This is a genomic window from Rhodococcus sp. NPDC055112 (genome assembly GCF_053607505.1).
On the sequence record NZ_JBSGTR010000024.1, the window covers coordinates 34,823 to 48,608 of the forward strand.

Here is a 13,786-nt window from a genome sequence, read left to right on the forward strand (position 1 = left end):
CGCGTCACCGATCGTGTCGGCGCCGTGATCTACGGTCGGCGCATGCGAATCCTGCACACCTCCGATTGGCACATCGGGCGCACCTTCCACGGCGTGGACCTGCTCGCCGATCAGGCGAGCGCGCTCGAGGCCATCGCGGCCATGGTCGCGGAGAACGAGGTGGACGTGGTCGTCGTACCCGGCGACGTGTACGACCGTGCGATCCCCAGTGCCGACGCGGTGACGGTGTGCAACAACGGTTTCGAGGCGATCCGTGCTGCGGGCGCGGTGATCGTCGCCACCTCGGGCAATCACGACTCCCCGGCGCGGCTCGGCGCGGGCTCGGCATTCTCGGCCGCGGGCGGATTGCACCTGATGACCCGGGTCTCCGAGGTGGATCGTCCGGTGCTGCTCGAGGACGAGCACGGCGAGGTCGCCTTCTACGGCCTGCCGTACCTCGAGCCCGAGACCACAAGGGCGGAGCTCGGCGTGCCGACCGCGCGCTCGCACGCCGAGATCCTGGACGCGGCGATGGCGCGCGTCCGTGCGGATCTCGTGGGCCGCGCCGTCGACGGCACCCGGCCGCGTGCGGTCCTGCTCGCGCACGCCTTCGTCGTCGGGGCCGAGGCGACCGGCTCGGAACGGTCCATCTCGGTCGGCGGGGTCGAGACCGTCTCGGCCTCCGCGTTCGACGGCGTCGACTATGTGGCACTCGGGCACCTGCACTCTCCGCAGACCCTCACCGATCGGGTGCGCTATTCCGGGTCGCCGCTGCCGTACTCGTTCGGCGAGCGGACCCACCGCAAGGCGGTGTGGATCGCCGATCTGGACGCCGCGGGCCTCGCGGAGGTGCGCCGCGTCGACCTGCCGGTCGTGCGCGGGCTGAGTCAGCTGACCGGCACCGTGGACGAGCTGCTCGACGACGAACGGTTCACCGAGGACGAGGACAACTACGTCTCGGCGATCCTGACCGATCCGGTCCGGCCGCAGGATCCGATGCGCACCCTGCAGACCCGGTTCCCGCACATGGTGCACCTCGAATGGCAGCGACACGAGGGCAGCGCGGACCTGCACTACGGCGAGCGCGTTCGCGGGCGCAGCGACCTGCAGATCGCCACCAGCTTCCTCACCGACATGCGCGGCGAGCCGACGGCGAGCGAGCTGCGCCTGGTCGAGCGCGCGCTGAGCGCCGCGGTCCGCGAGAACGAGCTCGGCGAACCGGCGGCCATGGAAGAGATCGCGTGAGACTGCACAGCCTGGAGGTCTCGGCGTTCGGGCCGTTCGGCGACACCGCGACGGTGGACTTCGACGCCCTCGGCGCGGACGGCCTGTTCCTGCTGCACGGCCAGACCGGCGCGGGCAAGACCACGATCCTCGACGCGGTGGCCTTCGCGCTGTACGGCACCGTCCCCGGCGCCCGGCAGCAGGGCAAGCGACTGCTCTCGGATCACGCCGCCGCGGGTTCGGTGCCGAAGGTGGTGCTGGAGGCGACGATCGGCGGCCGCAGGCTCCGCCTGACCCGTAGCCCCGAATACGAACGGGCCAAACTCCGTGGCACCGGCACCACCAAGGAGAACGCGAAGGCCACGCTCACCTGGCTGGACGGTCACGGCCAGAACCTGACCCGCCTCGACGAGATCGGCGAGGAGATCGGCCGGCTGCTCGGCATGAGCGCGGACCAGTTCTTCCAGGTGGTGCTGCTCCCGCAGGGGGAGTTCGCGCGATTCCTGCGCGCGGACACCGACGAGCGGGGCGACCTGCTGGAGCGGCTGTTCGACACCACCCGGTTCGGCACGGTCGAGGACTGGTTCGCCGAACGCAGGCGCGAGAGCGCGGCGACGCTGGAATCCGGACGTAAGTCCGTTGACCTCATGCTCGCTCGTGTCTCCACGGCGGCGGGCATCGAAGCGGGCGCAGACGCCGATCCGTTGACGTGGGCGCACAAGTTGCGGGCCGACGCGGAGGAGGCCAGGGACACCGCCACCGTGGAACTCGTCGCGGCGAGGGCGGGCGCGGCGCGGGCCGCCGCCACGCTCGCCGAGGTGACCCGGATCCGGGGTCTGCAGCAGCGCGCTGCCAAGGCAGCTGCGGAGCTGCGCACCCACGCCGAGGGCGCGGACGAGCGGACAGCGCAGACCGAGGAACTCGCCAGGGCGGTGCGGGCCGCGCCGATCGCCGAGATCCGCGCCGAGGCCGCCGCGGCGGCGGAAACCGCTGCGCGGGAACTGAAGCTGATGGACACCCTGGCCGGAGGTGTCGGCGCGGTCGACGAGGGCAGGGCGCTGCTGGAGCGGCTGTCCTGGCCCGAGGCCGCCGAGGACCGCGGCGTCATCGCCGCGACGATCCGCGGCTGGACCGACGAGGTCGCGCGGCTCGACGACCTCATCGCAGAATCGTTGGTCGCCGATGCCCTGCAGGAGACCCTGGACCGCCACGGCGAGCGGCGCCGCGAGCTCGCCTCCGCCGCAGCGGAACTCGAGCTCCGTCGGACCGCGCTGCCCGAACAGCTGCGCGCCGCCGAGGACGATCTCGCCGCGGCGCGGCAGGCGGTCGCGGCGCTGCCCGCCCTCGACGAGGCGCGGGGTAGGGCGGCCGACGTGCAGACCGCCGCCGTCGCCCTTGCCGAACAGCGACAGTTCCGGGCAGACGCCGCTGACCTGCTGTCGGCGGCGCGGAGCCGACACCAGGATGCGCGCGGCGAGCTGCTCGACCTTCGCGAACGCCGACTCGCCGGAATGGCGGCCGAGCTCGCGGCCGGACTCGCCGACGACGAACCGTGTGTTGTGTGCGGTTCGGCGGAGCACCCGAACCCGGCCGAGCCGTCGGAGACGATCGTGACGAGGTCCGACGAGGACGCCGCCCGCGTGGCGGAGCATCGATTCGCCCAGGCGGCCGATGCCGCGGCCGATGGCCTCGCGAAGATCGATCGGGCCATCGAGGTCCTGCTCGAGCGGGGCGGCGACCGTGACCGGGATCAGGTCGCGGAAGAACTGTCGGCGGCCACCCAGGCGCACACGGCCGCACACGGGTTGGCGGCGCGCGAGCCTGCGCTCTCCGATCGCCTGTCCGGGCTGCGCACAGAACAGGAAGGCCTGCAGGAACGTTCACGCGTCGCAACGGCCGAGCTCGCGACCCTCGACGAGCGGATCGCGGGGGCGGTGCATCAGCTGGAGACCATCAGGAAGCGGATCTCTGAGGCCTCGGGCGTGGACGAGAGCCCGCAGGCGCGCCGCGACCGGCTCGACACGCTCGCGGCGGCGGTGTCGCGACTGCGAGACCTGCGCGCGCAGGTCACCGTCGCGCAGGAGAGTGCGGAGGCGTTGTCCGCGAAGGTCGCCCGGGTGGCGGCCGAGGCCGGCTTCGAGTCGGTGGACGAGGCTGTCGCGGCGACCAGGGACGAGCGTCGGGTGGCGGCCATCGAGACCGCGCTCGCGCAGGCGCGGGACCAGCTGGTGCGGACCGAATCGGTCCTTGCGGAGGCGGAGGTGGCCGCCGTCGCCGGGATGGACCCCGTCGACCCGTCGGTCGCCGAGTCCGAGGTCGAGGCAGCGAACGTGGTGGTGAACTCGGCGATCGCCGTCACGTCGGAGGCCGACCGCAGGCTGGCGGACCTCGAACGCCTGGTCGCGCAGCTGGCGAAGGAGGTCGGTGCGCTGGCCCCGATGCAGGAGCGGCATGCGGAACTGGCGGGCCTGGCGGAGGTGATCGCCGGCCGCGGACAGAATGCGCGCAAGATGTCGCTGCGGTCCTATGTGCTCGCCGCCAGGCTCGAGGAGGTCGCGATCGCCGCCTCGACCAGGCTGCGCCGGATGTCCGGTGGCCGTTACGAGTTCGTGCACGCGGACGGGGCCGGGCCGCGCGGCAAGCGGGGCGGGCTCGGCCTGGACATCCGCGACGACTACACCGGGGTGGTGCGCTCGGCGAAGACCCTCTCAGGCGGCGAATCGTTCCTCGCGTCGTTGTCGCTGGCGCTGGGTCTCGCCGACGTCGTCGCCGCGGAATCCGGCGGCCTGGTGCTCGACACCATGTTCATCGACGAGGGATTCGGCACCCTCGACTCGGACACGCTCGAGTCGGTGATGGGCGTCCTCGACGAGCTCCGCGCAGGCGGTCGGGTGGTCGGCATCGTCAGCCATGTCGACGAGATGCGGCAGCGGATTCCGAGCCGGCTGCACGTGATCCGCGGGCGGGCCGGGTCGAGCGTGGAGGTCGTCGCGGGATAGTGCGGGCGGGCGCGCCTGCGTCAGTCCGCGGTCGCGAGATCGCCGGGCTCGGTGGCGGGCACCTCCTCGCTCACCACCTCGGCCTCGGTCCCGGCGGCGGGGTCCCGATCGTCCAGCTTCAGGTCCACCTGTTCGCCGATGTAGCGGATCACCACGGCCACCACGGCCGCGACCGGGACGGCGAGGAACGCGCCGATGATCCCGAACATGGAGCCGCCGGCGGTCACCGCGAGCAGCACGATCACCGCGTGCAGCTTCATGGTGCGGCTCTGCAGCACCGGCTGGAGCACGTTGCCCTCGAGCTGCTGCACGGCGATCACGATGACCAGGACGATGAGCGCGGTCGTCCAGCCCTTCGCGACGAGCGCGACCAGAACGGCGAGGGCGCCCGCCACGAAGGCGCCGACGATCGGGATGAAGCCGGCGATGAAGGTGAGCAGGGCGAGCATCGGGGCCAGCGGAACACCCAGGATGATCAGGCCGAGGCCGATGAAGAAGGCATCCACGAAGCTGACAAGCGCTTGGGTGCGGATGAAGCCGCCGAGGGTGTCCCAGATCCGGATGGACACCGCCTCGAAGTGCCGTCCGGCGCGACCGCCGGAGACGCTGTGCAGCCACGGCAGGAAGCGCGGTCCGTCCTTGATGAAGAAGAACGCGAGCACGAGCACCAGGGTGAGTGTCACGAGCATGGAGCCGGCCGCGCTGACGCCGCTGAACACACCCGTGGCGATGGCCTGCGCGCTGGTCTGCAGCTTGTGGATGATCGCCTGGACCGCGGAGTCGATCTGATCGTCCTGCAGGTTGATCGGCGGGCCCTTGATCCACTCCTGCACCTGGGTGATGCCCTGGCTCGCCTTGTTGGCCAACTCCGGCGACTGGTCGACCACCGAGGGCACGATCAGCGCCACGATTCCACCGAAGATGCCGAGGAACGCGATCAGCGTGATGCCCGCCGCCGCCCCCGCGGGCACGCCGCGTGAGGTCATCGCGCGGGTGGGCGGCCACAACACCGTGGAGACCACGATCGCCAGCAGGACCGGCAGGACCGCGACCCACAGGACGCCCAGCAGGGTCCACACCACCCAGCCGCCCGCGGCGATGAGCACCAGGCACAGTGACCACTTGGCGAGCCACATGCCGCCCATGCCTAGTACCTCGCCGCGATCGCGGGGGTGGTGCTGACGCGGCTCGGTCGGCGGCGCGGTGGGCTGATCGCTCACGGTCGGTCCTTCCTGGCGGTGAAGGACCGAATCTACCGTGCGTGCTCCTCGTGCGAGATCAGCCAGCGTTTTGCCGGCAGCCCCCACCGGAACCCGCCGAGTGAGCCGTCGGTGCGCAGCACCCGGTGGCAGGGCACGAACAGCGCGGCGGCATTGCGGGCGCAGGCCGACGCCGCGCCGCGCACCGCGGCGGGACGTCCCGAGCGGCCCGCGAACTCGGTGTAGGTGATCGGGTCCCCGGCGGGCACGGTCCGCAGCACATCCCAGGCGTGCACCAGGAACTCGCCCGACTGCTGCCTGACGGTGATCGAATCGATGCTGGTCAGATCGCCGCGGTGGTAGTCGGCGACGGCGCGGGTGACGGCGCCGAGATCACAGAGCCGGGTGAGTGCGGCGGGACGCAGGCTCGGGTGGATCAGCGCCCGCAGCTCCTCGGGGTCGTCCGTCCATCCCGACGCCAGGACCGCGCCGTCGTCGTCGACGAGTGCGGTGAACGGACCGATCGGGGTCGTGGTGGTGGCGTACTTGGCGATCATTTCTGGTCCTCCGTGTCGGGGGTCGGTGTGGGAAGGAGCGCACCGCGCGCGGCAAGTGCGCTGCGCCACAGGTGCATTGATGCGTACGAGCGCCAGGGCGTCCAGCGTGAGGAGTCGGTCAGGTCGACGCCCATCGCCTGCGCTCCCTGGCGGACGACGAGGTCCGTGTCGAGCAGCACGTCGGGGTCCGCGAGGGTACGCATCACCACGTAGTTGGCCGTCCAAGGTCCGATGCCCTTGTACGACAACAGATCCGCGCGCAGATCCTCGGCGGTGCGGCCGGCGTGCAGCGCCAGTGTCCCGGAGGCGAGCGCCTCCGCGACCCCGATGATCGCATCGATCCGGCGGGCGGGACCGGTGAGCACCTCGCGCCCGCCCGCCGCGATGACGTCGGCGCCGGGGAAGCTGTGGGTCAGGTGTTGGTCGTCGACCGGGGCGCCGAGCGCGGCCACCAGGCGGGCGGTCTGGGTGGACGCCGCCGCCAGCGAGATCTGTTGCCCGATCATCGTGCGCAGCAGGAGTTCGTCCGCGTCGATGCTGCCCGGTACCCGGATGCCGGGGGCTGTCAGGACGCCTGGCGCCAGCGCGGGATCTGCGGCGAGGGCGCCGTCCACCGCCTCGGGGTCCGCGTCCAGGTCGAGGAGGTGCCGCAGTCGGGCGACGGCGGGCGCGAGGTCGCGCATGTCCCGCAGGGTGAGCTCGGCCCGTACGTACTCGGGCAGGACGCGCAGCGCGACCACCCCGCAGCCGCGGGGGAGCCGGAGCGTTCGGCGGTACTCGCCGTCGGACCAGCGCTCCATGCCCGCGACGGCGTGCCCGGACAGGAACCAGGCCAGCCAGCCGGCGTCGAGGGGCTTCCGGTAGGGCAGCCGCAACGACACCGTGCCCTTGGCGGGTGGGGCGTCGGCGCGCTTGGCGGCCTCGGTGCGCATCGTCGAGGGGGTCACCGCGAACACCTCGCGGACCGTGTCGTTGAACTGTCGGATGCTCGAGAATCCCGCGGCGAAGGCGATGTCCGACATCGACATCGACGTGGTTTGGATCAGCAGTCGGGCGGTGTGTGCGCGATGTGCCCGGGCCAGGGCGAGCGGTCCTGCGCCGAGTTCCGCGGTCAACGCCCTGGTGAGGTGCCGCGACGAGTATCCGAGCGAGGCGGACAGCGATTCGACTCCGCCGCGCTCGACGGCGCCGTCGGAGATCAGCCGCATGGCGCGCGCGGCGAGATCCGAGCGCACGTTCCACAGCGGCGAGCCGGGCGCGGCGTCGGGCAGGCACCGGCGACAGGCGCGGTACCCGGCCTGCTGTGCGGCGGCCGCCGTCGGCAGGAAGCTGACGTTGCCAGGCTTCGGAGTGATCGCCGGGCACGAGGGCCTGCAGTAGATGCCCGTGGTCCGCACCGCGGTGATGAACTGCCCGTCGAAGCGGGCGTCGCGGGAGGACACGGCGCGGTAGCAGCGGTCGAAGTCGAGATGCGGTGCGGTCACAGTCACCACTGTGGCAGCGCGCCCGCGACCGCGCTAGCGGGAATCGGACATCACCGTCGGGCGCCGAGTGTGCACCTGGGGGCACCTCCCTGCACGAAGTGCTCGGGGGAACGTCGCATCGCCCGAGGGCAAGCGCGAGCAGGTGCACACTCGAGGGTCAGGCGCCGGTGCGGACCTCGTAGTCGCCGGTGGCGCACCCGGTCATCAGCGAGCCCCCGCCGAGCGGGGTGAAGGCGACGTCCTCGACCCCGACCGTGTCGACGGCCGAGGGGTCGGCGCCGACCCGGGTGGGGAACCAGACCTCGAGCCGGCAGCTGCCGTCGCCTGCGCTGCCGGTCAGCGCCAGCTGGTTGCCGTCGGCCGCGAGGTGGGTGATCCGTCCTGGCGCGAATCTCGGGTATGCGCGGGTGAGCTCATCGATCAGCGGGGTGTTCCGCGGGGCGTCCTCGCCGGTGCTGCACAGCACCGGCATGAGTCCGTCGCCCAGTTCCTGGATGCCGTTCTGCGGGTCCCCGCAGGCCTGCTTCCACACCCAGAAAGCGCCACCCTGGATGTTCGCGTCCTGCTCCTTCGCGAAGCGGGTGGCCTTGTCGACGCGATCGTCACCCCAGTAGCCGTACTCGCCGGTCCAGACCGGGATGCCGCCGTACTTGTTCGCCACCCGGTCGGCGAGGGTGAAGCCCCGTTCGATGCTGACGATCGTGGGCAGGCCAAGCGAGGCGTCCATGGTGATGGACTCGGCATAGAGGTGGGGCGAAAAGACGATGTTGGTGTCGTCGGTGAAACCGGCAGGGGGGCCGCTGTCGAACCCGAGGCCGGACCACAGGATGCTCGGCTCGAAGTACACGATCTGCTCGGCACCCGCGTCGCGGATGGCGTCGATGGTCCGGTCGTAGAAGCGGCCGAGCAGCAGCGACGAGGTGAGCGGCGCGGACTCGCCGAAGTTCGGCTCGTTCAGCAGGTCGTACCCGGCGACGGCAGGCTCGTCCTTGAACTCGCCCGCGAGCATCGCCCAGGCCTGGACGAGTTGCTCCTGCACGCCGTCGGTGTCGTAGTAGAAGTTGTTGAACGCGCGCCCGCCCGCGGGCGAGATGTCGCGCCCGGTGAACTGGCAGCGCGGCGCGCCATCGGTGATCGTGGCCCAGTCGGGCGCGCCGTCGTAGCCCCACATGGGCGAGGTGCCAGGCCGGCAGCTGACGTCATCGGGGGACGGGGCGTTCGACCAGCCGTCCTGATGCATGTCGAGCACGGTGTAGAGGCCGTGCGCCTTGGCCTGTGCGACGGCGACCCGGATCTGGTCGACATAGGACTCGTCGTAGCGGCCGCGTTCCGGCTCGAGCGCCGACCAGGACAGCGCGAGCCGGACCACGTTGAATCCGTGATCGGCGATGCCTGCGAAGTCCGCGTCGGTCAGCGGCAGGGTCGAGGGGACCTCTGGCCGTGGCGCGTAGAAGTCGACGAGCTGGTTGACGTTGACCCCGCGCAGCAGGACCTCGCGGCCCGCCGCGTCGGCGATGACCTCACCCGAGACGCGCAGGGGCAGTAGGGTTCCCGCCTCGACGGAGTCGAGGGGCGCCGGCGACGCGGGCAGCGCATCGGGGCGGGCCAGGAACGGGACGGCCACCGCCACGGCGGCCAGCGTGACCGCGCCGGCCCGCATGGCAGGGCGAGGGATCGGCGACGGCTGGGTGGCCTGCCGCCGCGACCAGAGCGCCGCGAGTCCGACGATCCATCCCGTGCAGGCGCCGTAGGCGACGCCGTCCGCGAGCCGGATGTACCCGGCCATCAGCGGCCAGAGGTCGCCCGCGAATCCGTCGTCGGAGACCATCCCGACGATCGACGCGGCGAGGGCGAGCAGCGCGCCCGCGCCCATCGCCGCGAACCATCCGGTGAGGAAGGTGGCCGCGGCACCGCCCGCCACCCGGCGGCCGAGCGCCCGCTGGCAGACGATGGCGCCGAGGACGAGCACGGCGATCCCGCCGACGGTCGCGAGCACGCCGTTGAGGATGTTGGGCGCCGGCATCCACCGGTCGTAGGGGGCGCCCGCCCACCACTGGCCCGCGAGGAGCGGGGCGACGGCGCCGAAGAGCAGCGCCCCGGCCCACACCGTGGGCACCTCGTCGGGTCCGTCGTCCACGCTGCGGCCGCGGCCCGCGACCGCGACGACGCCCGCGACGATCAGGCCGGCCGGAATGGCCTTGGCGAGGGCGAATCCACTGCCCCACGCCGCGGTCCCGAGGTCACCCACCGCCACCAATGACATCGCGAACTTCGCCAGGAGCACGGCGAGCACCACGCTTGCGGTGGTGGTCGCGAACAGCCAGCGGGACGCGGCGATCGACCGCACCGCCCACCACGTGACGCCGAGCAGTACCGGCAGGTAGACGACGAACGGCGCGATCTGCCATGGCGCCCGAATCGGCCACAGGTCCGCGCCGGTCCAGCCGACAAGGCTCAGCAGGCCGCTCGGATCTGCGGCGGCCTGGATGATCACCAGCAGACCCAGTGCGAGGGCCGCGATCCAGGCAAGGCGATTCGAAGACATCCGACACATTCCGTTCACTGAGGGAACCTCGGATCCTAAGTGCAGCCGCTCCGGCTTGCGCCCGGAACTGGACGATTGTCCGAATCGCGGGACCCGGCCCTGTCGAGCGTGTGGCCGCGACCGCCCCGCTTCTTGCCAATCTGGAAAGTGTGCGACATAGTTTCCAATATGGAAAATTCAGGAGTGGGGCCGAACGAGGCTGCGGACGCCCTCGAGGCCGTCGAGGCGTCGCGATTCGGCCTGGCGGGCGGCGTGGTCATTCCGTCGTCGACCCATGTTTGGCTGGGCGCGGCGGTGGCGGTGCAGATCGCGACGGCAGCCGTCGGGATGCCGAGCGGGGATCGGTGGGGGCCGTGGTGGATCGCGGCCGGCGTCGCGGTCTACGCCGCCGTGGCGTGGTGGCAATTGCGCCGGTTTCGGCGCGCCAACGGCGTCCGGGTCGAGGGCTTCGCCAGCCGCGTGGTTTTCGGTAGCGGTGTGCTGGCTGCCATCGGGTACGCCGCCGGACTGGGTGCGGCCTACGCCGCCATGACACACGGTTGGTGGTGGCTGGCCGTTCCGGCGGCGGCCGCAGGGGGAGTCGCCTACGCCATGAGCGGGCGGCGCTGGGTCGCGTCGTACCGGCGAGAGCCTGCGCGCCTGGCCACCGCGGAGAGTGTCGTGTGGCTGGCGCTGGTCGGCGTCCTGGCTCTTGCCGGTCTCGTCCTGCTGGTGATCGGTCGCTGATGCCGGAGCTCGACGCACACCTGCAGCAGCCGGCCCGGCTACGGCTGATGTCGATGCTGACGGCGGTCACGGAGGCGGAGTTCGCGACGGTGCGGGATCGGCTCGAGGTCAGCGACTCGGTGCTCTCCAAGCACGTGTCGGCGCTCGCCGCGGCCGGGTATGTCCGCAGCCGCAAGGGTGTGCACCTGGGACGCCGGACCACCTGGCTCTCGTTGTCCGCGAAGGGCCGCAAGTCGCTGCAGGCGCATGTTGCGGCGCTGCGCGAGATTATCGCCGGCGTGGAGTGAGGCTGCCGAGGAGAACGGTCCGCCGAAAATGCCAAGAGCCTCACGGAAGGTGAACTAGTCTCGGAAAACCTACTTCGCGGTATGTTCGGACACCGGGAGAGCCATGAGTGCTCGCATCACCCGCGCGCCGTCGCGGTCCTCCGTTCTCCGGAGGTGCCTACCCGCGCTGGCCGCCGTCGTGATGGGTCTGGCCGTCGCGGGACCGAGCACTCCTGCGCCCGCCGCCGCGTCCGAGGTGGACACCTACCTGAACCTGCCGCTGGTCAATCGCGACGCCGCGCACGGACCGGGCGGGGTGAACCCGGCGCTGCCGACCGATCGCGGCGTGCTCGCGCGGTTGCTCGACCAGGCAAGGGCGTCCGGTGCGGCGCCGACCTCGTATGCGGCACTGCTCTACCAGTACTGGCTCGTCGATGTCACCTCCGAGGCCGGAATCGACCTGGCGGGGTGGGATCCCCGCACCGGGGTGGAGGCGAATCGGGAGAATCTGATCCGGTCGTACCGGTACTACGAGCAGCTGCAATTGCAGCACCGCGAGTTGCAGTGGGCGGGCATGGCCGGGCAGGTCGGCGCCGACTTCGGCGGCGGGCTCATCGATTTCGAGCTGATCACGAACATCTACGACATTCCGCAGCTGCAGCAGAGCACGCGCGCCATCGTCGCGACGGCAACCGAGGTGGCTGGACCGCAGATCGTCGACCGGCTCCCGAAGGGGTTGCGCGCGTTGGCCGGTGCCGGCGCCACGGTCACCGGCGACGACCTGCACCACATCCTGGGCATGATCCTGGTGATGCAGAAGAACATCTTCTCGGATCTGATGCCGATGCACCGCGCGTACGTCACCGAGGGCCTGCCCGCTCTCGAGGAGATGCGCGTGGCGGGATTGTTCGGGCAGGACGTGATGGACGCGTGGCGCGACATCGCCTCGACGGATGCGGACCGGATCGCCCGTGGCAACGTGGCCCTGCTGCGTCGCGAGCAGGGCGTGATCATCCGGGAACAATGGGACGCGGTGCGGGCCTACAAGGGCGACGTCGGAGAGGCCGTCACCTACCTGTCCACGGTCGCGGGGTCACCCTCGGTCGCCGGCGTGCTGCCGCCGCGCTCGTTCCGTCCCGTCGAGATCGCCACCGCGCTGCCCGACGGCAGGACCGCCACCCTGACGACGCCGCTGCCGAGCTGGAACTGGTCGGTCTACGAGGAGCGGTGGGACTACATCACCACCCAGTTGCTGCCCAGGTACAAGGCGACGGTCGAATACGACTGGCCGCGGCTCGCGGTGGAGCTCCGCACCCCGTACGAGATCCAGATCGAGAGTCACCGGCCGTTGATGAACATTCCGCAGATTCTGCAATCGGCCCTCCAGAACACGAAAGTGACGGTGTCCTGATGTCGACCGATCCGCGCCACCCTCGTCCCCGCACCAGCGGGGCGCGATCGCTCTCGGCCGCCGCCGCGGCCGTCGTCCTCGCGATCCTGTCGCCGGGTGTCGGTGCGGCGCAGGCACCCCCGCCGCCCGTCCCGGTCGACACCCCCGCGCTGCAGGGCGAGGTGTTCAACGATTTCGTCGAGGGCGCGTTCGAGGGCGGGGAGTTCGGCACCCGCGACGAGATCCTCGGAGCGCTGCGGCCGAACGATCCGTTCTACGCCGAGCCGCCGCTCACCGGCGCCGAGAAGCCGGGCACCCTCCTCAAGGCCAAACGGGTCGAGGTGATGTTCACCGGCTTCAAGCCGGCAAACCTCGAGGCGTACAAGATCATGTACGTCACTACCGGGAACGACGGCGTGACCCCGACGATCAGCACCGGGATCGTGATGATCCCCGTCGACGGCGTGCCCGCCGCGCAGAAGAAGGTCATCGGGTACCAGGAGGCCAACGACAGCGTCGGCGCCTACTGCCACCCCAGCACCCAGTGGACGGGCGGGGACCCCCTCGACGGCGCCTCGTGGTCCGCGCTCGGTCCGCTTGCGCTGATGTTCGGCAAGGGGTATGCCGTCGTGATCTCCGATGTCGGCAACGACGCCGACCCCGATCCGCACGGCGTCTTCGCGGCGAAGTTCGCGGGCCATGCCCAGCTCGACGCGCTGCGCGCGGCCACCTCCGGCGGCGCAACGGGACTCGATCCGCGGGCCCCCATCGCGCTGTTCGGCGTCGCGGGCGGCGGTGTCGGCGCCGCGTCCTCGGCGGAGATGCAGGCCGACTACGCACCCGAGCTGAACGTCAAATCCACTGTCCTCGAGGGCATGGTCATCGATCAGCGGAACTTCATGCGCACCGCGGACGGCTCGGTCGGATCGGGGTTCGCCTTCGCGACCCTGCTCGGACTCGAGCCCTGGTACCCGGAGATGAGGATCAACGACAAGCTCAACCCGGTCGGTCGGGCGTTGGCGGACGAGTACCGCGTGCAGTGCCAGATGCCGTCCTATTTCACGGCGCCCTTCGTGCCGCTCCGGCTGCTGTTCGCCAACGGCCAGAGTCCCGCCGACATCCCCGAGTTCCAGCATGTATACGACGACAACCGGCTCGGCGGAAAGGCGCCGAGATCCAAGGTGCTGATCTCCTCGTGCGGCAGGGACGATTCGCCCATGTCCCTTGTACCCGCTCAGGATTCCCGTGACCTCGCGGACCGCTACCGGGCGGGCGGCACGGACGTCACCTATGCGCCGAGCGACTGCAACCTGAACCGGTTGTTCACCGACCCGTACGGGTGGGGGACCGACCTGTTCGGCATGCAGACCATCGACTGGATCGATCGGAACTTCGCGGACTGACGGCGCGGCGCGGT

At 71.1% G+C, this 13,786-nt stretch carries 10 protein-coding genes; 6 read left to right on the forward strand and 4 right to left on the reverse strand.

The genetic code is table 11. The annotated features are described in order from the left end of the window. The first annotated feature begins 42 nt into the window (after positions 1 to 42). Both ACWFRB_RS13370 and ACWFRB_RS13375 read left to right on the forward strand, forming a co-directional pair. Entirely contained in the window at positions 43 to 1,224 is a 1,182-nt protein-coding gene (locus tag ACWFRB_RS13370) for an exonuclease SbcCD subunit D (RefSeq protein WP_452641586.1), read from the forward strand. Then, a complete protein-coding gene (locus ACWFRB_RS13375; RefSeq protein WP_452641588.1) occupies positions 1,221 to 4,202 on the forward strand; it encodes an AAA family ATPase in 2,982 nt (993 codons plus the stop codon). Before ACWFRB_RS13370 ends, ACWFRB_RS13375 begins: the two co-directional genes overlap by 4 nt. A 20-nt stretch (positions 4,203 to 4,222) precedes the next feature. Here the strand turns inward: ACWFRB_RS13375 and ACWFRB_RS13380 are convergent, their stop codons facing one another. The 4 genes from ACWFRB_RS13380 to ACWFRB_RS13395 all read right to left on the reverse strand — a co-directional run bounded on the left by ACWFRB_RS13380 (position 4,223) and on the right by ACWFRB_RS13395 (position 9,987). Then, the gene (locus tag ACWFRB_RS13380) at positions 4,223 to 5,422 is read right to left on the reverse strand and encodes an AI-2E family transporter (protein WP_452641589.1); all 1,200 of its coding nucleotides are present in this window, start codon (positions 5,420 to 5,422) and stop codon (positions 4,223 to 4,225) included. Positions 5,423 to 5,454: 32 nt separating this feature from the next. Further along, complete coding sequence (locus ACWFRB_RS13385) at positions 5,455 to 5,958, reverse strand: methylated-DNA--[protein]-cysteine S-methyltransferase (RefSeq protein WP_452641591.1); 504 nt, start codon at positions 5,956 to 5,958, stop codon at positions 5,455 to 5,457. Further along, positions 5,955 to 7,448 carry a DNA-3-methyladenine glycosylase 2 family protein gene (locus ACWFRB_RS13390; RefSeq protein WP_452641593.1) on the reverse strand — a complete coding sequence of 498 codons (1,494 nt, stop codon included), beginning with the start codon at positions 7,446 to 7,448 and terminating at the stop codon, positions 5,955 to 5,957. The genes ACWFRB_RS13385 and ACWFRB_RS13390 overlap by 4 nt, the downstream gene beginning before the upstream one ends. 151 nt (positions 7,449 to 7,599) lie before the next feature. Beyond that, positions 7,600 to 9,987, reverse strand: coding sequence for a glycoside hydrolase family 5 protein (locus ACWFRB_RS13395; protein WP_452641595.1), 2,388 nt, complete (start codon positions 9,985 to 9,987; stop codon positions 7,600 to 7,602). A 168-nt stretch (positions 9,988 to 10,155) separates the two neighbouring features. On the opposite strand from ACWFRB_RS13395, the gene ACWFRB_RS13400 reads away from it, so the two are divergent. From ACWFRB_RS13400 to ACWFRB_RS13415, 4 genes are all read left to right on the forward strand, one after another. Next, positions 10,156 to 10,713, forward strand: coding sequence for a hypothetical protein (locus tag ACWFRB_RS13400; RefSeq protein WP_452641596.1), 558 nt, complete (start codon positions 10,156 to 10,158; stop codon positions 10,711 to 10,713). Further along, on the forward strand, positions 10,713 to 11,000 hold the full coding sequence (locus tag ACWFRB_RS13405) for a transcriptional regulator (protein WP_136910460.1): 288 nt from the start codon (positions 10,713 to 10,715) through the stop codon (positions 10,998 to 11,000). Before ACWFRB_RS13400 ends, ACWFRB_RS13405 begins: the two co-directional genes overlap by 1 nt. 103 nt (positions 11,001 to 11,103) lie before the next feature. Continuing rightward, positions 11,104 to 12,390 carry a hypothetical protein gene (locus ACWFRB_RS13410; RefSeq protein WP_452641598.1) on the forward strand — a complete coding sequence of 429 codons (1,287 nt, stop codon included), beginning with the start codon at positions 11,104 to 11,106 and terminating at the stop codon, positions 12,388 to 12,390. Continuing rightward, positions 12,390 to 13,772 (forward strand): lipase family protein, encoded by a 1,383-nt coding sequence (locus ACWFRB_RS13415; protein WP_452641599.1) that lies wholly within the window; start codon positions 12,390 to 12,392, stop codon positions 13,770 to 13,772. The genes ACWFRB_RS13410 and ACWFRB_RS13415 overlap by 1 nt, the downstream gene beginning before the upstream one ends. The last annotated feature ends 14 nt before the right edge of the window (positions 13,773 to 13,786 follow it).

Coding starts and splice junctions, on each gene's coding strand:
- ACWFRB_RS13410 (WP_452641598.1), top strand. CDS start 11,104: ATGAGTGCTCGCATCACCCGCGCGCCGTCGCGGTCCTCCGTTCTCCGG.
- ACWFRB_RS13370 (WP_452641586.1), top strand. CDS start 43: ATGCGAATCCTGCACACCTCCGATTGGCACATCGGGCGCACCTTCCAC.
- ACWFRB_RS13385 (WP_452641591.1), bottom strand. CDS start 5,958: ATGATCGCCAAGTACGCCACCACCACGACCCCGATCGGTCCGTTCACC.
- ACWFRB_RS13405 (WP_136910460.1), top strand. CDS start 10,713: ATGCCGGAGCTCGACGCACACCTGCAGCAGCCGGCCCGGCTACGGCTG.
- ACWFRB_RS13415 (WP_452641599.1), top strand. CDS start 12,390: ATGTCGACCGATCCGCGCCACCCTCGTCCCCGCACCAGCGGGGCGCGA.
- ACWFRB_RS13395 (WP_452641595.1), bottom strand. CDS start 9,987: ATGTCTTCGAATCGCCTTGCCTGGATCGCGGCCCTCGCACTGGGTCTG.
- ACWFRB_RS13400 (WP_452641596.1), top strand. CDS start 10,156: ATGGAAAATTCAGGAGTGGGGCCGAACGAGGCTGCGGACGCCCTCGAG.